The sequence below is a fragment of the Synergistaceae bacterium genome (assembly GCA_012521675.1).
Lineage (GTDB): Bacteria > Synergistota > Synergistia > Synergistales > Aminobacteriaceae > JAAYLU01.
This window is the reverse complement of record JAAYLU010000073.1, coordinates 1-19,261: the sequence shown is the minus strand read 5'-3', so window position 1 is coordinate 19,261 and position 19,261 is coordinate 1. Positions and strand designations below refer to the sequence as shown.

Genomic DNA, 19,261 nt, shown 5'->3' with positions numbered 1-19,261 from the left:
GTTCGCACCTCGTCCTTGAACAGGTCGCGCAGCGGCTCCAGCACGCGCAGCTTCATGTCCTCCGGCAGGCCGCCAACGTTATGATGGCTCTTCACCAACGACGAACCCTTGCCCTTGCCGCCGCTCTCGATGACGTCCGGGTAGATCGTGCCCTGGAGCAGCCATCTCGCCCCCTCTATCTTCCCCGCCTCCGACTCGAAGACCCGGACGAACCTCTCACCGATTATCTTTCGCTTGCGCTCCGGGTCCGTCACACCGGCGAGGGCCCCGAGGAACTCCGCCGAAGCGTCCACGTGCCGCACGTCGAGGTCGAGCACGCCGTACATATCAAGCACCTTCGCGGCCTCGTTCAGCCGAAGCAGGCCGTGGTCGACGAAGATGCACTTAAGCCTGTCGCCGATCGCGCGCGAGGTCAGCACCGCCGCAACAGTCGAGTCGACGCCTCCCGACAGGCCGCAGATGACCCTGTCCGAGCCTGTGGCCCCGCGAATCTCGTCAATCTTCCTCTCGATCCAGGCGCCGAGGTCCCAGTCGGCGTCGCATCCGGCGATGCCGAACAGGAAGTTGGACAGGATCTGCATCCCGAATTGCGCCCGCGCCGCCTCGGGATGGAAGGCCACGCCCCATGCCCGCCTGTCCCGGTCCTCGATCGCAACCGGCTCGTCCGCCTTATGCGCAATGGCCCGGAACCCCGGCGCTAGCTTTTCCACCCGGCCGCCGCTCGTCGGGGCGTCGAAGGGCTCGGATAGTCCTGCGAAGAGCGGGGAGCCCTCCTTTAGGACGACCGACGCTCCTCCCCGTTCAGCCCCCTTATCGGAGGACGATCCTCCGAAGCGCCTGTTTACCAGGTGCATCCCGGGTCCGATACCCAGAATCGGTACGCCGAGGTCGAAGACCTCCGACGCGACCGTGGGGACATCGTCCTCCGCGCCCATCTCCCCCGAGATCACCACAGAGCAGGGCGACGCCTCCATGATCCTTTCAATCGGTGAATCCCACGGCAGCACCTCGCTGTGGACCTTCAGCTCCCTCACCCTTCTTGCCACGAGCTGTGCGAAGCGGGAACCGCAATCAAGTATGACGACACTCTTCAAGCGACCTTTCCTCCTGAAAAAAAATAGGGCTCGGGCCGTTAAGCACGCCCTCGCCCTCATGCGTATCTTATCAGAAAGAGCCTGTTCGCTCCACTTCCGGATCGCGCGGGTCATGCCCCGCCCCTGTCAGCAGCAGGGATCCCGCCCCGTCCATGATCAGCTCCCCTTCCCCCGCCGGGATGAAGAGGCTGTCACCCTTCGCGACCTCCATTCTCCCGTCGCCGCGCAACAGTGTCGCGCCACCCTCAAGGCACAGCACTGACAGGAACGAGGCGTCCTCCAAGGCAAGACTAGCCACACCGTCCAGGGCCAGCAGGTCCACCGTGAAGAATGGGCACGAGGTCAACCGCTCGATCGTTCCACCCGGCAGCGTCCTAGGCCCTTCGCGCCCCGGTGGCTCGATATCGGCCGGGCCGAGGGTCGCCACGTCAAGGGCCCTTTCGACGTGCAGAGGGCGCTGTTTGCCGTCCGGGCCCCTCCTGCCGTAGTCAAACATCCTGTAGGTGGTGTTGGAGCTCTGCTGTATCTCGGCCAGCACTATCCCGGCCCCGATGGCGTGCACCGTTCCCGCGGGTATGAAGACGACGTCGCCCGGCTCCACGTAGACCCTGTGCAAAACTTGGTCGAGCGTTCCGTCCGCGATTCGGGCCCGGACCTCGTCCAGCTCTGTCGCTCGCTGGAAGCCGCAGTAGAGGAAGGCCCCGGGAGTCCTGTCCAGCACGCACCACATCTCGGTCTTGCCCCGCCCGCCCTCGACCCGAGCCGCATACTCGTCGCAAGGGTGCACCTGCACCGACAGGGGCTCGCGAGCGTCTATCAGCTTTATCAGCACCGGAAGTCCGTCGCCTTCCGGAACGCGACTTCCCAGCGCCCCCGGGAATCGGCGCAGGTATTCGGACAACGGAGCACCCGCCAGCGGGCCGTCGGCCACGGTGCAGTCTCCGTCAGGGTGTGCGGCCAGCTCCCAGCTCTCCGCGAGAGGCGATACGTCGGTACGCTTGCCGAACAGCTCCTTCAGCCTCTCCCCTCCCCACAGGTAGTCCTTGAAGACAGGCTTCAGTCTGAACATGCTCATGTCCTCCTCCGGCCGCTCACTCGTCGAATAGCTCCGACTCGGCGTAAGCGCAAAGAAAGTGATAGATCCTGACGTGGTGCTCCTGCACCCTGAAGGTCCTGTCGTCCGGAGCTCGCACGCAACAGTCCGCGACTTCAGCGAGCCTTCCGCCGGTACGTCCCGTGAGGGCGATAGCCGCCGCCCCCCGGCTTTTCGCTGCCATGAGGGCGAATCGCACGTTCTCCGCGTCGCCTGAAGTGCTAATACCCATCACGACGTCGCCCGGAACGGCATACCCTATCACCTGCTGCGCGAAGACGTACCTGCCGTCGGCGTCGTTGGCGAAAGCCGTGAGCAGCGCACCGCAGCTCCCGAGCGATATTGCGGGCAGCGCCCCCTGGAGCTCGTCTGCGATCTCCTCTCCCTCTCTCCCCCACAGCCGCGACAGTTCCGACCTGTCCGCGCCGAGGAGAGGCCGTTTGAGCATGAAGCCCTTCATCAGCTCGCCTACTATGTGCTCGCCGTCGGCCCAACTCCCGCCGTTGCCGCAGACGAGCAGCTTTCCACCGCGCCTAAAAGCGCCGGTGATGATCTCAGCCGCGCTCAAGACGTCGTCGCGCAGGGATTCGAGCTCCCCCCCGGGGGCGAAAAGCTCCCTTGCCATCCTCTCGGTGCGCTCTTTCACCTCTCGCCGCCTCCCTTGCTCGAACGGTACTCCGCCACTGCCAGCGCAGCCATGTCCCCTATCGACTCCGACAGCTCCGCCGGCAGGACCTCGCAGGCCGCTGCCGACCCCGGAAGAGCCTCCAGTTTTATCGCCCTCTCCGCGGCGGGCCAGAGAAGGTCGCGGCAGCGAGCGAAGACGCCCCCTATCACAATCCTCTCCGGGTTGAACAGGTCGATCAACACCGCCAGAGCCCTGCCCAGGACCTCCCCCGACAGGGAGAACACCTCGACCGCCACTCTGTCCCCTTCGTATGCCGCTCCTGCGACCGACTCGGCCGTGATCCCCTCGAGCTCATGCGGGGTGCGACAGAAGGACGGGGGCCTTCCCGTCTGGATCTCCCTCAGCGCCAGGGTTCGGGCGATCTGCGCGATGCCGCCCCCGCTGCAGAAGCCCTCGTACGAGCCTATTTTTCCGTACCCTGTCGGCCCGTGCATCTCGGCGCGCACGTGCCCTATCTCCCCGGCCGCACCGCTCGACCCTTCGTAGAGCCCGCCGTTCAGTATGAGCCCCGCGCCGAAGCCCGTGCCGCACGTGATGAAGACCATGTCGCGGCACCCCCTGCCCGCCCCGTACCGCCACTCGGCGAGCGCTCCGGCGTCCGCGTCGTTGCACAGCCAGGCAGGAAGTCCCGTTCCCCTTCCGAACCACCCGACCGCATCTACCCTGTCCCACCCGGGCAGGTTCGGCGGAGAGAGTATCAGCCCCTTCCGACTGTCGAGCGGACCTCCGCAGCTTATGCCTATGCCGGAGGCCGAAGCACCGCCAGGCAGTCGGGCCAGGCACTCTCTCACGTCCTCCAGCAGGCCGCCCAGCATCTCCTTCGGCGCCCTCCCGGCCGTCCGTCGCGGGACAGCCCTGTGCAGCACCCTCAGCTCGCCCCCGGAGGCCTCTCCAAGGCTCGCCGCACACTTCGTCCCGCCTATGTCGACCCCGACAAAGTGCATCATCTCACCTCCCGCGGCCCCGATTAAAAGACGGCTCCCGCCAGCGGACGAGAGCCGTCGTCTGTCCAGGGACAGGCCTGTCGGCCCGACTTAAAGGTTGTCCTTGGTCAGGACGGAGACACCGGTGTCCACGTAGTCCGCCCCGGCGGGCTCGCCTGCAAGCGCCCTGGCGGCCGCCTTGACGCCCTCGTAGCCCATGACGTCCGGGTTCTGCGCCATGGTGCAGACAAGGTGCCCGTTCCTGATGAGTTCGAGTATCATGTTCGACTTGTCGAAGCCCACTCCTATGACCTCGCCGCCGGCCTCCTGTATCGCGTTGCCTGTGCCGACGGTCGAGCCCTCGTTGGCGCCGAACACTCCCACGCACCCCTGGGTGATGTAGTTGGATGCTATGTCCTTCGCGCGAGCTGCGTCGCCGTCGCAGTACTGGGTCTCCAGTATGTTGAACCCGGTCCCCTCGAAGGCCGCGCGGAAGCCCTTCTCGCGTGCGACTGTCGAGGCGGTCGCAGCGTTGACGTTGACTATGCCTATGTCTCCTTCGGTCACTCCCGCTGCCTCGAGCGCCTTGAGCATCTCCTTGCCCGCGGTGTTGCCGGCGGCCTCGTTGTCGGTCGCCAGGGTCTGGATCGCGGGGAAGTCCGCGGGTGAGTCAACGTAGATGATCTTGACGCCGGCCTCGGATGCCTCCTTGAGCGCCGAGCTGATCGCCGTGGGGCCGTTGGCCGCCACCAGCAGAACCTCGGCGCCCGCAGCGACCGCGTTGTTGACGGCCTCGATCTGCTTGGCGTCGTCCTTCACGTCCGGGGCGAGCCACTTGAAGTCTATGTTGCCTAGCTCCGCCACCGCCTTCTCGGCACCGGCGTTCACCGTGACCCAGTGCTGATCCATCTGGTCCATCGTGATCAGGTACACCTTGTGATTCTCGGCCGCCGCCGCTCCCGCGAAAAGCCCTGCGAGAAGCAGGCAGCCCATGAACAGCGCTATGAACTTTCTCATGTTTACCCCTCCTTGGTATGCGTGATGCTGAAGACCGGCCCCCGCCCGACCGGAGGGCCGCGCAAAACCCAGGCGCCCTCTCCCGGGGACTTCCCTAAGCCTTCGCCCCCTCTCCCGCGTCCCTCTTTCTGCGGCGCCTTCCGCTCCTGACTATCACGTCGAGCAGGACGGATACCACCACTATCGCTCCTATCACTATGTTGCGTATCGCCACCGGGGCCCCGGCGAACTGGAGCCCGTTCTGGAGCACTCCCCAGATCGAAGCTCCCATGACGGTTCCGAGCAGCAGCCCCTGTCCTCCCAGGGTGCTGACCCCTCCTATGACGGACGCCGCCACCGCGTACAGCTCGTACATGTTGCCGGCGTCCATCGTCCCCATGCCGCTGGTGGCGCACACGATCAGCCCGACCACGCACGAGCAGAAGGAGCTGACCATGTAGGCCGCCGTGGTGGTGCGGAACACGTCGACCCCCGACAGCCGAGCGGCCTCCTTGTTGCTGCCGGTGGCGTAGATGTGTCGGCCGAGCCTCGTCCGCGAAAGCAAGAAGTTGAAGGCGAACCAGAGGGCTGCGGCTATCCAGATGGTGTTGAACACCCCTCCCAGCCTGCCGTAGTAGAAGAAGTTGCGGAAGCCCTCCGCCGCCTGCCCTATCGAGTCTGTGTTGTAGTTATTGTTCACTATCTGTGCGATGCCGCGCGCTATCGTCATCGTGCCGAGTGTGGCGATGAAGGGAGGCAGGTTGAACTTCGCCACCAGCCCACCGTTGAGCACCCCCACCAGGAGGCAGCAGAAGACCGTGACCGCCGCCGAGACCCAGGGGTTCATCCCCTTGGTCATAAGGGTCGCCGACAGCATGCAGCTCATCCCCGTGACGGAACCTATCGATAGGTCGATGTTGCCGGTGATCAGCACGTAGGACTGCCCTATTCCTATCAGAAGGATGGGCGCTATCTGCCTCAGCAGGTTGCCGACGTTCCTGCCGGAGAAGAAGACCGGGTTCAGGAACCCGAAGACCGCGCACATGACCGCCAGGCCTACGGCCGCAGTCAGCACCTGCCCCATCCCCCTGGCCGTCAGCGCGTGGAGCGCCCGGGAAAGGCCGCCCGTCTCGTTCGTTCTCAATTCAATCTCTCCCCGCGATGAATGATCAGTCCCCGGCGGCCGCGCCGAACTTGTCCTCGAAGCTCGTAGCCAGCTCCAGGATCTTCTCCTGCGTGGCCTCCTCCGCCGGCATCTCCCCGGTGATCCTGCCGTCGCACATAACTAATATCCTGTCCGCTATGCCGAGTATCTCCGGCATCTCGGACGAGATGAACAGAACGCCCAGCCCCTTCCGTTTCAGGTCGTTCATCAGGTGGTAGATCTCCGCCTTGGCCGCGACGTCTATCCCCCTTGTGGGCTCGTCGAACAGGGCTACCCGGAAGCTGCGGGCGAGCCACTTGCCCACCACCACCTTCTGCTGGTTGCCCCCGGACAGGCTCTCCGCGCTCTGATCCGGATCGGACAGCCTTATTGAAAGGTCGTCCACCGCTCGCTTGACCATTTCCCCTTCGCGCCGCCGGTCCACCGTCGAGAGTGGCCCCTTCAGCATGTCAAGGTTCGGCAGGGCGACGTTCTCCCTTATGCTGAGCTTGGTGCACAGGCCGTCGTTCTTCCTGTCCTCCGGCACCAGCACCAGCCCGGCCTCTATCGCGTCCATGGGCCTCTCTATCCGGACGGGCTCGCCTTCCAGCGTTACCTCCCCGCTATCCTTCGGGTCCGCGCCGAACAGGGCCCTAGTCATCTCCGTCCTGCCGGCGCCCATCAGCCCGGCCACCCCGACTATCTCACCCTCGCGCAGGTCGAAGCTGACGTCGCGGACCTGCCTGCCGGCGTTCAGCCCCCTGACGCTAAGTATGGTCCTGCCCGGGGATGACTCTATCCTCGGGAACTTCTCCTTTATCTCGCGACCGACCATGTTGGCGATAATCTCGGCCATGGTGGTGTCCTCGAACCTGCTCTCCGTTATGTACCTTCCGTCGCGTAGAATGAGCACCCGGTCCACTATGTGCGCCAGCTCCTCCAGTCGGTGGGAGATGTAGATTATCCCGCGCCCCTGGTCGCGCAGGGAGCGGATTATATGAAAGAGATCGGAGATTTCCTTGGAGGTCAGGGCGGACGTGGGCTCGTCCATGATCAGTATCTTCGCGTCGGTGGAGAGAGCCTTGGCTATCTCCACCATCTGCTGCTTCGATATCGGGAGGGTCCCTACTACTGTATCCGGATGTATGTCTATGTTCAGGCGGGAGAGGATCTCACCTGCCTGCTCGCGCATCGGGCGGTCGTGGAGCAGACCGGAGCGGGTCAGCTCCCTTCCGAGGAAGATGTTCTCCGCGACCGTGAGGTGCGAGCACATGTTGAGCTCCTGGTGGATTATCGCGATCCCGAGCTCCTTTGCCCTCCTGGGAGTCATCACGTCGATCTCGGTGCCGAACACGCGGATCGTGCCGGCGTCCCTCGTGTATATGCCACCCAGGATCTTCATCAGCGTGGACTTTCCGGCGCCGTTCTCGCCAAGCAGCGCGAGGACCTCGCCCCTTCCGAGTGTCAGCGACACTCCGTCCAGCGCCCTTATCCCGGCGAACGACTTGCTCACCCGCTCAAGCTCGACAATGTTCTGCGACACACCGCACCTCCGGATGCCACTCAACAGAAACATTTTTCGCCCCTGGCAGCCGGGGCCGCCCGTACGATTCTTTGACTATTGTAGCATGTTCGCCGCCCGAAAAAAAGGCCCCCGGAGCTTGCCTCCGCGGGCCTTTCTTATCTGTCTCGTTACGTGCTGACTCGGGCCGGGGCCTAGTACATGTCCCCCATGCCGCCCATTCCGCCCATGCCGCCGGGCATCCCGGGATCCTTCTTCTCGGGCTTGTCGGCGACTATCGCCTCGGTGGTCAGGACCATAGCTGCGATCGAGCCCGCGTTCTGCAGTGCGCTGCGGGTGACCTTCACCGGGTCGATGATCCCGGCGTCGATCATGTCCACGTACTCTCCGGTGACTGCGTTCAGCCCGTATCCAACGGTCAGGCTCCTGACCTTCTCCACCACGACGTCGCCCTGGTAGCCTGCGTTATGCGCGATGAGGTGCAGGGGGGACGTCAGGGCCTTGAGCACTGTCACGGCACCGGTGCGCTCGTCGCTCTGCAGGGTGTTGACGAACTTCTCAAGGGCCTCCACGCAGTTGATCGGGGCCACCCCGCCGCCCGCCACTATCCCCTCCTCCACCGCAGCGCGGGTCGCGTTGAGCGCGTCCTCTATGCGGTGCTTGAGCTCCTTCTGCTCCGTCTCGGTCGCCGAACCCACCTGGATCACGGCCACGCCGCCGACCAGCTTCGCAAGGCGCTCCTGCAGCTTCTCCTTGTCGTACTCGGAGGTGGAGTCCTCGATCTCCTTCTTTATCTGGGCGGAGCGCTTGCGGATCTCGTCGGAGTCGCCCGCTCCCTCGACTATGGTGGTCTCCTCCTTGGTTATGCGGACCTTCTTGGCCTTGCCGAGCATGGAGATCTCGGCGCTCTCGAGCTTGATGCCTATCTCCTCGCTGACCACCTGGCCGCCGGTGACGATGGCGATGTCCTGCAGCATGGCCTTGCGACGGTCGCCGAATCCGGGGGCCTTTACCGCGGCCACCTGCATCACGCCGCGCAGCTTGTTGACTACCAGCGTCGCCAGCGCCTCTCCCTCGACGTCCTCCGCGATGATGAGCAGAGGCTTGCCGGTCTGGACGACCTTCTCAAGGGTGGGAAGCAGGTCCTTGATGTTGCTGATCTTGCCGTCGTGGATGAGTATGTAGGCGTCGTCGAGCGCAACCTCCATCCTCTCGGGATCGGTGACCATGTAGGGGCTGATGTAGCCCTTGTCGAACTGAAGCCCCTCGACCATCTCGAGGGTAGTGCCGACGGTCTGGCTGTCCTCGACGGTGATGACCCCGTCCTCGCCGACCTTGTCCATCGCCTCTGCGATGAGCTGTCCGACAGCCCTGTCGTTGGCTGAGATGGCCGCGACCTGGGCGATCTTGTCGCGGTCCTTGACAGGGATGGCCTTCTTCCTGAGCTCGTCGACGACCAGGTCGATCGCCCTCTCGATGCCGGAGCGCATCAGCATTCCGTTAGCGCCGGCGGCCACGTTCTTCATGCCCTCGGCGATGATGGCGCGAGCGAAGACGGTCGCCGTGGTGGTGCCGTCGCCCGCTATATCGTTGGTCTTGGACGCCACTTCCTTGAGGAGCTGAGCGCCGGTGTTCTCGTACACGTCCTCGAGGTCGATCTCCTTGGCGATGTTAACGCCATCGTTGGTGATGGTGGGGGAGCCGAACTTCTTCTCCAGCACCACGTTGCGGCCCTTGGGGCCGAGGGTGACGCTGACCGTGTCGGCGACTGTATCGATACCGCGGAGCATCGCGCGGCGGGCTTCTTCTCCGAAAATAAGAATCTTTGCCATTGTCTTTTACCTCCTAGATATTCGGGCTTCTACTTGTCTATGATGGCCAGGACGTCGCGCTCGCTGAAGATGACGTACTCCTCGCCGTCCAGCTTGACCTCGGTGCCGGCGTACTTACTGAAGATGATGCGATCGCCGACCTTGACCTCAAGCGGAAGTTTCTGCCCGTTCTCAAGCACCTTGCCCGTGCCGACGGCCATGACCTCTCCCTCGGTCGGCTTCTCCTTTGCGGTGTCCGGAAGGACTATCCCGCCCTTGGTCTTCTCCTCGTTATGCAGTACCTTGACAACAAGTCTGTCTCCAAGCGGTCTCAGGTTCATTTGCATACCCCTCCTAAAGATTGTTTTACGAAATGCTAGCACTCACTACCGTCGAGTGCTAAATTGACCGTAGTAAATAATAAAGATGTGAGCCCTGTTTCTCAAGAGTGATTAAGGAGGGATAGTCCCGAATATCTGGCATATTATGGGTGAAAGGACGATATTCCTTCCGTTTACTAAAGTTTTCGTTAAACCGCTACTTCTTCCATATCTCCCACGACGGATCCGGCGCGAGGTCGAGACTGGATCTCTCACCCCTGAGGAAGGCGGCGTACCCGGCCGCGGCTATCATAACGGCGTTGTCGGTGCATCTGTCCCTGGGAGGAATGCATACCCTCCATCTCCTCTCGTTCCGCAGGGCGGCCCTCAGGGCGCTGTTCGCCGCCACTCCCCCGGAGATGGAGACGGTCCGTATCCCCGTACGGCGCGAGGCCAGGCGCAGCTTGTTCATCAGGGCCTCCGTGACGGCACGCTGGAACGACGCGCAGAAGTCCTCGACCGGCACTTCAACCCCTGCTTTCTCCATCTTTTTAATACGGGTTATCGCGGCCGTCTTCAGCCCGCTAAAGCTGAACTCTATCTCGGAGCTTCCCTTCAGAGGGACGGGGAAGTCGAATGAGCGGGGGTCTCCCCCGGATGCGAGCCTGTCGACTACCGGGCCGCCCGGGTATGGAAGGCCCAGCGCCTTGGCGACCTTGTCGTAGGCCTCGCCCGCCGCGTCGTCGCGGGTGCCCCCCAGCATGAGGTACTCGCCGAAGCCCTTCGCCAGGACGATCTCAGTGTGCCCGCCCGAGACTATCATGCACAGAAAAGGAGGGGCGAGATCGGGATACGACACGACGTTTGCGAAGATATGCCCCTCCAGGTGGTTGACGCCTATAAGGGGTATATCCCACGCCAAGGCCAGCGCCTTCGCGGCCATGACCCCGACCAGCAGCGACCCCATGAGTCCCGGGCCGGAAGTCACGGCCACCAGGCCGATCTCCTCTCGAGGATTGCTCACCCCGGCGCGTCGAAGCGCCTCCTTCGTGAGTGGAAGGAAGGCCTCGAGGTGCCTGCGGGCGGCGAACTCCGGCACCACTCCTCCGAACGGGGCGTGGTCGTCTATCTGGCTGGAGAGCAGCTCCGATTCAACCTTGCGCGGGCCGCGCAGCACGGCGACAGCAGTGTCATCGCAGCTGCTCTCCATGCCGAGGGTCAGGAACGACTCGGCCGAGTTCATTTGATCGCGAACTCCAAGTCCGCGCCGTATTCGCCCACGGACACCCTTCTGGAGGCGCCCTTCACGGACTCGAGCGGCACAGCCACCGCGAAGTCGCCGGTGAAGCCGGGGGGCAGGGCCCCGAGCGGGGTATATGCCGGGTTCGTCAGCACGTCCTTCTGCGTCACTCGGTGGTCGCCTATCACTATCATCGACAGGTCCAGGTCGAGGCTCTTCCTCGTGTGAAAGCGGATAACGAACAGCCCCTTCTTCTTCGTCTCCTTGCCCCCAAAGAAGTAGACGTTCTCCCTCAGCCAGTCTGGCGCGTCCTGATCCTTCACGATGGCACGGGAGAGGGGTCCGTCCACGTAGATAAATGTGAACTGTGCCCTTGCGCCTATTATCAGGTCTCCGAGCGCCTCTCCCTCGTACCAGAAGGCCGCGCTCCTGCTCTCCAACAGGGACTCGAACTCCCCGGCGAACGACGCGGAGGCCGCGAAAAGAGCGGCGACCAGTATGAATACAGCTACTCTGCGCATGTGCATGACTTACACCTCCACATTTTTCATCGATCCCGCCCGTCTCTTTTCACCCCGGCGGCGGCGAAGAGCCAGCGCCACTCTTGGAAGCGCAGCGCCACCGTCGCAACAGAGTACCCCAAAGCCGCGAAACAGAACAGCCCCCCTACCCAGGCTGCCCTGGCGCCTCCCGCGAACGCCGGGGAGTACGGGAAGACACGTCTCCATAGGAGCACCAGGACGGCGGTAACTGAGAGGGACAGGAGCATCCTCCCCGACCATGACAGGGAGAAGACCCCGAACGACCCCCCGGTGGCCGACGAAAGCATTCGTATTCCCGCCCATCCCGACAGGGTGAAGGCCAGGGACGTAGCGAGGGCCAGCCCGCCGAAGGACATGGGCCTCATCAGGGCCAGGGAGAAGGCGAGGGTTCCGGCGACGCTGGTCAGAGTCACGATCATCGCAGCGCGAGGCATGCTCCTAGCGTACAGCCCGCGCATCGCCACGGTGGACAGGGCCATTCCCGGCAGGCCCAGCGAGTACATGGACAGCGAGTGCGCCGTCCCTCTCCATGCCCATTCTCCGAAGGCCCCTCTGACGAAGAGCAGGTGGACTATCTCGCTTGAAGCCATCACAAGCCCCAGAGTGGCGGGGAAGACCACGAACAGGGTGAAGCGCAGCGAGTCGCGCATGATGCCGCGGAACTCCGACGGATCGTCGGTCGGGCACTTGGAGAGTTGCGGGAGAACCGCCTGGGATATGGCTATGACGAATATCCCGAGGGGAAGCTGAATGACCCTGTTGGCGTAGTTGAGCACGGATATCGATCCCTCCTCCAGGAAGGAGGCGAGCATCCTGCTTATCACCGGGTTGACCTGGTTAAGAGACAGCCCCGCCGCGTACGGCAGGAAGAGGGCGAGCATCCGCCCCAGGTCGGGGTCGTCCAGGTCGGGGCGCATAGGTGTCAGCACCACGCCCTTCCGGGCCGACCAGAACCACTGGAGTACGAACTGGCACGCCCCTCCGGCGAGCACCGCGACCACCAGGCCCCACACGCCGTAGAAAATCGGGGCGAACGCGACTATGACGATATACACCAGGTTGCTCAGCGCGGGCGCGAGAGCCGGGATCATGAAGGAGCCCATGCTGTTCAGCACTCCCATGGCCAGGGCCGCGAGGGAGACGAAGAGCAGGAAGGGGAACATCCACCTAGTCATTGAGACCGCCAGCTCGGCTTTGACAGGATCGAAGCCGGGGGCCATAATCTTCACCAAGAGGGGTGAGAGTATCACTCCGGCGACCACCGCGACGATTGTGACCGCCAGCAGCACGGAGAGGGCCTGCCTTGCAAGCCGGGCAGCGCTCTCCCTGCCCTTGGAGGCCAAAGTACGTGAGAATACCGGGACGAACGACGCCGACAGAGCCCCCTCGGCCAGCAGCTGCCGGGCCAGGTTGGCGAGGGTGAAGGAGACGTTGAAGGCATCCAGCGCGCCGGACGCGCCGAACCACGCGGCCGTGACTATCTCGCGCACTAGGCCGAGCACCCTGCTGGCAAGTGTTCCCAGCATCATTGTCAGGGCGTGGCGCACCATTGTCTGTGTGGATCCGGTCAAGTGACAGGCCCCCTTGATTCGTCCTCCCCGTGAAAGGAGAGCTTCGACTTATGCGAAAAACCGTTCTCTGGTGCGTCGGGAATCCGCTGCTCCGGGACGACGGCGTCGGGCCGGCGCTCTATCGCCTTCTGTCGGAGTCGCCCGCGGAGGGCATCGACGCGGTGGACTGCGGCGTCACGCCGGAGAACTACGCCGCGCCCCTGCTGAGGCTGAGCGAGGGCGACGAAAAACCACTGCTCATCGTAGTCGACGCCTCCGACATGGGGCTGCAGGCAGGCGCGATCCGAAGGCTGGCCGCGGAGGACCTTCCCGATTCCCTGTTCAACTCTCACGGCGTCCCCCTGTCGATGATACTGGCGCCTCTGATCGGCGATATCGACCTGGTTGTCATAGGAATCCAGCCCGCGGAGCGCGGCCTCGGCGAGGGGCTGTCCCAAGCCGCCTCCCGCTCCGTCGACCTGCTCGCCCGCCTGCTGAGGGAGGGGCGGTGGGGCGAGATCGAGCCCTACCAGGAGAACTGATCCCCCAGGTAAAACCTGCGCGCCACCTCGCTCTCGGCAACCTCGTCGGGGGGACCCTTGACCACTATTTTGCCCTGGTGGATCAGGTAGGCCTTGTCGGTTATCGCCAGTGTGTCGCGCACGTTGTGGTCGGTCAGGAGTATGCCGTATCCCTTGCCCCGGAGCCCGAGGATTATCTGCTGTATGTCGTAGACCGCTATCGGGTCGATGCCGCTGAACGGCTCGTCCAGCAGCAGGAAGTCCGGCAGGATTGCGAGGCTCCTGGCTATCTCCACCCTTCGCCTCTCCCCTCCGCTGAGGGAGTAGCCCCGGACGTTCGCTATCCTCTGCAGCCCGAAGTCCTCTATGAGACGATCGGCCACGGTCGCCGGGGTCTCGCCGGGCGGCGGGTTCTCCTGTAGCACAAGCTCTATGTTCTCCCTCACGGTCAGGCTGCGAAAGACGGAGGCCTCCTGCGGCAGATAGCCGACGCCCAGCCTGGCTCTCCGGTAGACGGGCAGGTCCGTAAGATCGCGCGATCCGATGCTTACGACCCCCGCGTCCGGCTTCACCAGGCCGACGATCATGTAGAAGGAGGTGGTCTTTCCCGCGCCGTTCGGCCCCAGGAGGCCGACGACCTCGCCCATCTTGACGTCGAGATCGGCGGACGAGACGACCGTCCTGCCCTTGTAAGATTTGCAGAGACCGCGCGCGGAGAGTTCCCCCTTCATTTCCCCTCGCCTATCTTGAAGACGAGCCGAGGGCTGCCGGTCGCCTCTATCCTTCCCTTGCCCGTGAAGAAGACCAGCGAGTCCGACGCCAGCGAGCGCCCGTCCTGGACCGCCGTCACGTTGCCGTGCACGACTATTGTCCCCCTGGCCTTCGAGTAGATCGCCCTGTCGCCCCGGATCTCCGTGAGCGCGCCCATCCCGGGCGAAGAGAGAAGTCGGAAGGCCCCCTTGCCGGTGAACTCCGTTATCGACCCGTCCTTAAGAAGACCCTCGGCGTCTCGGCATGAGAATGAGTACCCCTCGGACGAGTCGGTGTAGCGGGCCAGCCCCGTAACGGAGAACTTGTCCCCTCGGACCTCCAGCTCCTGCGCCTCGATGCTCCTGTTCCCCCATTCGCCGGAGACGGTTCCCTTGAGGGTGAAGCCAGTCGGCGCGACCAGGTAGCCGGTGAACACCTGTCCCTTTACGTCGATGCTCTCCCCTTCCCACTCCCCGGAGATGCGAACGTCGCCTATCAGATCCACCCTGCCCTCGTTCATATTCCCCTCGGCCTTGGCGGCCGTGGCGGTCAGCCCCTCCCTCGCGATGGTCACGCCTCCGGAGGCGGTGAAGTACCCGCTGGCCGAGTCGTACTCCATCGAGTCCGCGGTCATCTTCACCTCCTGGGCAAACGAAGCGCCGAGGCAGATGACGAGGATAAAAAACGCTCCGGGCAGACGGAAAAGTCTCATGGGGATCCCTCCAGTAAGTAGCTGCGAAGAGCCTCCGTCGGCTCAGCGCAGAAATTCCCGCGACAGGGCCTCTATAGCCTCCTCGAGGTCGCCCGAGGTCACGATGCAGGCTATCACGGTCGAGGCCGCGGCGATCATGTCGATGTTTATCCGGCCGCCGGCGAGCACCGAGAACATCTGCGACGGGATCTCCGGGCAGCCCGCCAGGTTCTCTCCCGTCAGCGCGACCTTCGCCACCTCCGTGTCGAAGGTCACACCCTGGGCACCCATGTCGTCCGCGTAGGCCCTGCATATCGTCATGGCCTCGCCGAGCAGGCTCCGCTTCACTATGAAGGCGATGTCGTTCATCTGCCCCCTCATGACGCTCTGCACTATCATCTCCGCCCCGACCCCGGCCGAGGCCAGGTCGGAGAAGAGCCGAGCGGCCACGCCAGGGACATCAGGCACGCCCAGCACCGCAATCTTCGCCACGTCACGGTCGGACACCACCCGGTCGACCATGCGACGCCCGGAGCTATCGAGTCCATAAGCCATAGAGAGATCATCCCTCCTCCTCAACGGACGGAATATCTGAGAGCAGCCGACGTTCCTGCTCACTGTGTAGCCGGCTGCGTCCGACGCCAGCACGAAGAAGCGCGATCTGACACCGAACCGGGAGAACACCGAGCACATCAGCTCCGCCACCCTGTGAGGCTCGGTCCGCGCGAACGCAAGCATGCTCGGTCCGGAGCCGCTGATCGCCACCCCGGCGCACTGAGGAATGCCGCGAACCTCGTCGAGGATCGCCTCGCCGCCGGGGAAGAGCCTGGCCCTGAAGGGCTGGTGCAGCTTGTCGTCCATGGCCCAGCCAAGGTTATCCCAGTCTCCCGTAGCCCAGGAGGCCGCCAGAAGCGCCGACCGGCTCACATTATACACCGCGTCCTTCATCGGGACATGCCGGGGAAGGGCGCGGCGCGCCTCGTCCGTGCCAAGCTCGACGGCGGGAACAGCCACCACCGCCAGCATATCGGAGGGCATGGGGGGGAGCTTGACGAACCTCAGCTCAGACCCGTCCCAGCAGCTGACGACCATCCCGCCCAGGCAGCAGGGGACGACGTTGTCCGGGTGACCCTCCATCGAGACCATCAGCGGCAGGAGCTCCTCCCTGCGCAGGGGCCTCTCGCGCAGCTCGTTCGCTATCGCCACCCCGCCGACTACGGCGGTCGAAGAGCTACCCAGGCCGCGCTTGAAGGGGATGGCGTTCATCGTCCGCAGCCTCAGGCCCGGAGGGGCCAAACCCCACTCCCTGCAGGCCCTCTCGTAGCTCTCCACGACCCTGTTCTTCACGCCGTCGCCGGCTATGTTCGCTCCCTCTCCGACGACGTCTACCTCGTACCGCCCCTCGGGCAGCACCTCCAGCACGTCGAAGTAGTTGTACAGGGTCAGGGCCAGACCGACCGTGTCGAAGCCCGATCCCAGGTTGGCGCTTGACGAAGGGACCTTGACGCGAAGCAGTATCACAGGCCTATCGCCTCCGCGAGGGCATCGAAGGTCCCGTCAATCTCCTGCGGGGGGTTGGCGCGCGACCTGGCGGAGTCCGGGTCCTTCAGGCCGTTCCCCGTCAGAACCATGACGACCCTCAGCCCGGGCGGCAGCTCCCCGCCCCTCTTGAGCTTAAGAAGCCCCGCAAGGGGGGCGCACGACGCAGGCTCGGCAAATAGCCCGTCCGACGAGGCCAGCAGCCTCTGGGCGTCCAGTATCTCGTCGTCCGAGACGGCCATGAATCGCCCCTGCGTGACCTCCACGGCCCTTCGCGCCGTCTCCGCGCCGACCGGTCTGCCAATACGGATCGCCGTGGCCACTGTCTCCGGTTCGTCGAACTCCCGACCGGTCACCAGGGGCGCTGCACCCTCCGCCTGCACACCGACGAGCTTGGGGAGTCTTTCAATCAGGCCCAGCTCCCTGTAGAACTCGAAGCCCGCGCAGTAAGCGCTGATGTTGCCCGCGTTGCCGACCGGCAGTACCAGCCGGTCCGGCGGCTCGCCCAGCTCGTCGCATATCTCCCACGCGGCGCTCCTCTGCCCCATCAGCCTGTAGGGGTTGACCGAGTTCACTATTGCGTACCCGGCTCGTTCGGCACCCTCGCGGGCCATCTCCAGGGCCCTGTCGAAGTTTCCCCGTACAGCCAGGACCCTCGCGCCGTAGATCATCGCCTGGGCGAGCTTGCCCAGCGCAACGGCACCCGCGGGAAGCAGCACGAAGCATGGAATCCCCGCCGCGGCCGCGTAGGCTGCCGCCGACGCGGAGGTGTTCCCGGTGGAGGCGCATATCACGGCCTTCGCCCCCTCCTCGACCGCCTTCGCCACAGCCAGAACCATCCCGCGGTCCTTGAAGGAGCCGGTCGGGTTCAGCCCCTCGTACTTGGCGAACAGCTCCACCGACAGCTCCTCGCCCAGGTTGCGCACCGAGACGAGCGGAGTCCCCCCCTCGCAGAGGGAGAGTGTCGGCGTGCCCTCCGTCAGCGGCAGGTACTTGCCGTAAGCTTGAAGAATGCCCTTTACCATCACGATCACTCCCGTATGCATAAAAAGCCCGCACCCTCCATCACTGGAGACGATGCGGGTTCGTCACTCTCACTACCGATCACCGCGCGCCCCGACGCGAACTGAGGCACTCTTCCCTAAGCCGTCTTTCTATACTATCATCCAACAGGTATAATATCTTATACCTTCGGCCCGGGGAAGTGTCAATGGATCCTCGCCGCCCGGAGGAGAACGAAGAGGAGATGTGTGTGCAATGAGACCATTCGACATGGGAACCATCGAGCCCTTCACCGGAAGGCCCGGCTTCGTCGGCAAGTTCGTCCACTCGGAGCGAGCAACCCTGGCGCACTGGGAGATTGCCGCGGGCACCGAGCTGGAGGAGCACTCCCACCCGCACGAGCAGATCACCCTGTTGCTCTCGGGAAAGCTGGAGCTTCACGCAGGAGGGAGCAGCGTGACCCTCTCCCCGGGTCAGGGAGTGGTCTTTCCCGGCGGGGAGACCCACAGGGGCTTCGCCCACGAGGACTGCGTGGCGGTGGACATCTTCTGCCCCGTCAGGGAGGACTTCAAAAACCAGTAGCAAGAATCGGCCCTTTTACCCGGCTGGACGGGAGCCCCCCTCCAGCCGGGGCCCTTGGGCCACATCCTCCAGCGGCCTGTCGAAGCGATTTTCGTACGCCCCGTTGCGCTTCAGCTCCCTGTCCCACAGGAACTTGTTAACGAAGCGGGGGGCAAACAACCTCGCGAGAAGAGGCACTCGCCTCACCCCCGCCAAACTCTTCAAAATTCCCTCGTCGAGCAGGCCCTTCTCGCCGTAGATCCTGCCGAGCTCCTGGTAGCGCTGCCAGACCTTTCCCGGCTTCGATCCGCGCCTCTTATATCTTATGGCCTCCCCTCCACCCATGCGGATGACTCCGTCGCAGGGGGCGCCCATGCGCTTCGCCAACTTCTCGAGGTAATCTTTCATGACCCTGGTGTGAGTCTCCTCCGGGAAGCCCGACTGGACCAAAAAGAGCATCCTGGTGGATCCGCAACGCCCCCTGTAGGAGTATATGTCCTCGATAAAGGCCTTCGCGATCGCCGGCATCGCGTCCACGTACAGCGGAAAGGCGATCAGGGCCGACGAGGGCATGGGAAACGCCTCCAACCCGAGAGCACAGTCCTCCGGGTCCGTCACGAGGAACTCGCGCACCTCGTTCACCTCGCCGGACGAGTGACGCGCCTGTAGAAAGCCCTCGGAGAAGGCGTCCGTCAGGACCTTTGTATTGCTCCCAACGCCGCGCGGCGAGCAGTTAAACACGTTCAAAAGCATGGCATACCTCCTGCGGATCGTCGCTGAGCGGACGGGTGAAGAGCAGCCTGGTGTTCATGTTCCTCGCGGAGCGCTCAAACGATCCCGACACTATCCCCACGTCCTCCTGGTCCGTGTCCTCCTCGGGGTCGTACAGAAATCCGAACGAGGGCGACGGGCGTCCGTAGCGGAACGGGTGACGGCACTCGCCCTTGGCGTACTCGATGTAGGGGAGCACCAGCGGGATGAGCCGGTCGATCGTCGTCTTCAGCAGTGAGGTATAGAAGCCGGCTACCAAGGGGGAGGCGAACAGAACTACGTTCGAGTTCAGGAATGAGCGCAGTATCTCCGCGTGGTCGTCGTCGTAAATGCACAGGCCCGGGGTCCTCAGCCAGCAGGAGAAGCAGCCCGTGCAGGGGTGGACCACCCTCTCCCTGAGGATCACCGTCTCTACCTCGTGGTCCGCCGCGGCCGCGGCGGACCACGAGGTAGAGACGGTGATCCTCAGGGAGAGGGTGGTCCACCCCTGCACGGGCTGCTTC

The 19,261-nt window shown here is 64.0% G+C and carries 20 protein-coding genes; 2 read left to right on the top strand and 18 right to left on the bottom strand.

Going from position 1 to position 19,261, the window contains the following annotated elements; translation table 11 throughout:
• From GX181_07510 to murJ, 12 genes are all read right to left on the bottom strand, one after another.
• The coding region (locus GX181_07510; protein NLM71788.1) for a GMP synthase (glutamine-hydrolyzing) at positions 1 to 1,094 on the bottom strand (1,094 nt) is incomplete at its 3' end.
• A 70-nt stretch (positions 1,095 to 1,164) separates the two neighbouring features.
• Positions 1,165 to 2,169, bottom strand: a complete 1,005-nt coding sequence (locus tag GX181_07505; protein NLM71787.1) for a class I mannose-6-phosphate isomerase — start codon at positions 2,167 to 2,169, stop codon at positions 1,165 to 1,167.
• A gap of 16 nt (positions 2,170 to 2,185) precedes the next feature.
• Positions 2,186 to 2,812: an SIS domain-containing protein gene (locus GX181_07500; GenBank protein ID NLM71786.1), complete on the bottom strand. Its 627-nt coding sequence runs from the start codon at positions 2,810 to 2,812 to the stop codon at positions 2,186 to 2,188.
• A 17-nt stretch (positions 2,813 to 2,829) separates the two neighbouring features.
• Positions 2,830 to 3,819, bottom strand: coding sequence for an ROK family protein (locus GX181_07495; protein ID NLM71785.1), 990 nt, complete (start codon positions 3,817 to 3,819; stop codon positions 2,830 to 2,832).
• 90 nt (positions 3,820 to 3,909) lie between these two features.
• Positions 3,910 to 4,815 (bottom strand): substrate-binding domain-containing protein, encoded by a 906-nt coding sequence (locus GX181_07490; protein NLM71784.1) that lies wholly within the window; start codon positions 4,813 to 4,815, stop codon positions 3,910 to 3,912.
• 94 nt (positions 4,816 to 4,909) lie between these two features.
• The gene (locus GX181_07485) at positions 4,910 to 5,878 is read right to left on the bottom strand and encodes an ABC transporter permease (protein ID NLM71783.1); all 969 of its coding nucleotides are present in this window, start codon (positions 5,876 to 5,878) and stop codon (positions 4,910 to 4,912) included.
• A gap of 85 nt (positions 5,879 to 5,963) precedes the next feature.
• Positions 5,964 to 7,481 carry a sugar ABC transporter ATP-binding protein gene (locus GX181_07480; GenBank protein NLM71782.1) on the bottom strand — a complete coding sequence of 506 codons (1,518 nt, stop codon included), beginning with the start codon at positions 7,479 to 7,481 and terminating at the stop codon, positions 5,964 to 5,966.
• A gap of 173 nt (positions 7,482 to 7,654) precedes the next feature.
• The gene (gene groL / locus GX181_07475; GenBank protein ID NLM71781.1) at positions 7,655 to 9,292 is read right to left on the bottom strand and encodes a chaperonin GroEL; all 1,638 of its coding nucleotides are present in this window, start codon (positions 9,290 to 9,292) and stop codon (positions 7,655 to 7,657) included.
• A 29-nt stretch (positions 9,293 to 9,321) separates the two neighbouring features.
• Entirely contained in the window at positions 9,322 to 9,612 is a 291-nt protein-coding gene (locus tag GX181_07470) for a co-chaperone GroES (GenBank protein ID NLM71780.1), read from the bottom strand.
• 196 nt (positions 9,613 to 9,808) lie between these two features.
• On the bottom strand, positions 9,809 to 10,834 hold the full coding sequence (gene tsaD / locus GX181_07465) for a tRNA (adenosine(37)-N6)-threonylcarbamoyltransferase complex transferase subunit TsaD (GenBank protein NLM71779.1): 1,026 nt from the start codon (positions 10,832 to 10,834) through the stop codon (positions 9,809 to 9,811).
• Positions 10,831 to 11,358, bottom strand: coding sequence for a hypothetical protein (locus tag GX181_07460; protein NLM71778.1), 528 nt, complete (start codon positions 11,356 to 11,358; stop codon positions 10,831 to 10,833). The genes tsaD and GX181_07460 overlap by 4 nt, the downstream gene beginning before the upstream one ends.
• Positions 11,359 to 11,378: 20 nt before the next feature.
• The gene (gene murJ, locus GX181_07455) at positions 11,379 to 12,923 is read right to left on the bottom strand and encodes a murein biosynthesis integral membrane protein MurJ (protein NLM71777.1); all 1,545 of its coding nucleotides are present in this window, start codon (positions 12,921 to 12,923) and stop codon (positions 11,379 to 11,381) included.
• Between the two features lie 71 nt (positions 12,924 to 12,994).
• On the opposite strand from murJ, the gene GX181_07450 reads away from it, so the two are divergent.
• The gene (locus GX181_07450) at positions 12,995 to 13,465 is read left to right on the top strand and encodes a hydrogenase maturation protease (protein ID NLM71776.1); all 471 of its coding nucleotides are present in this window, start codon (positions 12,995 to 12,997) and stop codon (positions 13,463 to 13,465) included.
• Here the strand turns inward: GX181_07450 and lptB are convergent.
• From lptB to GX181_07430, 4 genes are read right to left on the bottom strand one after another with little or no spacing between them, the layout of a single operon-like run.
• Positions 13,450 to 14,175: an LPS export ABC transporter ATP-binding protein gene (gene lptB / locus GX181_07445; GenBank protein NLM71775.1), complete on the bottom strand. Its 726-nt coding sequence runs from the start codon at positions 14,173 to 14,175 to the stop codon at positions 13,450 to 13,452. The genes GX181_07450 and lptB overlap by 16 nt on opposite strands.
• Positions 14,172 to 14,906 (bottom strand): LPS export ABC transporter periplasmic protein LptC, encoded by a 735-nt coding sequence (locus tag GX181_07440; protein NLM71774.1) that lies wholly within the window; start codon positions 14,904 to 14,906, stop codon positions 14,172 to 14,174. Before GX181_07440 ends, lptB begins: the two co-directional genes overlap by 4 nt.
• A gap of 42 nt (positions 14,907 to 14,948) precedes the next feature.
• Positions 14,949 to 16,406 carry a homoserine kinase gene (gene thrB / locus GX181_07435; protein ID NLM71773.1) on the bottom strand — a complete coding sequence of 486 codons (1,458 nt, stop codon included), beginning with the start codon at positions 16,404 to 16,406 and terminating at the stop codon, positions 14,949 to 14,951.
• On the bottom strand, positions 16,403 to 17,449 hold the full coding sequence (locus GX181_07430; protein NLM71772.1) for a threonine synthase: 1,047 nt from the start codon (positions 17,447 to 17,449) through the stop codon (positions 16,403 to 16,405). The genes thrB and GX181_07430 overlap by 4 nt, the downstream gene beginning before the upstream one ends.
• 232 nt (positions 17,450 to 17,681) lie before the next feature.
• Here GX181_07430 and GX181_07425 point away from each other — a divergent pair, with 232 nt between their 5' ends.
• Positions 17,682 to 18,008 carry a cupin domain-containing protein gene (locus GX181_07425; GenBank protein ID NLM71771.1) on the top strand — a complete coding sequence of 109 codons (327 nt, stop codon included), beginning with the start codon at positions 17,682 to 17,684 and terminating at the stop codon, positions 18,006 to 18,008.
• 15 nt (positions 18,009 to 18,023) lie between these two features.
• Here the strand turns inward: GX181_07425 and GX181_07420 are convergent, their stop codons facing one another.
• Both GX181_07420 and GX181_07415 read right to left on the bottom strand, forming a co-directional pair.
• Positions 18,024 to 18,740 carry an NAD(P)H-dependent oxidoreductase gene (locus tag GX181_07420; GenBank protein ID NLM71770.1) on the bottom strand — a complete coding sequence of 239 codons (717 nt, stop codon included), beginning with the start codon at positions 18,738 to 18,740 and terminating at the stop codon, positions 18,024 to 18,026.
• Positions 18,721 to 19,261: flavodoxin family protein (locus GX181_07415; GenBank protein ID NLM71769.1), on the bottom strand; the 541-nt coding region annotated here is incomplete at its 5' end. The genes GX181_07420 and GX181_07415, both read right to left, overlap by 20 nt.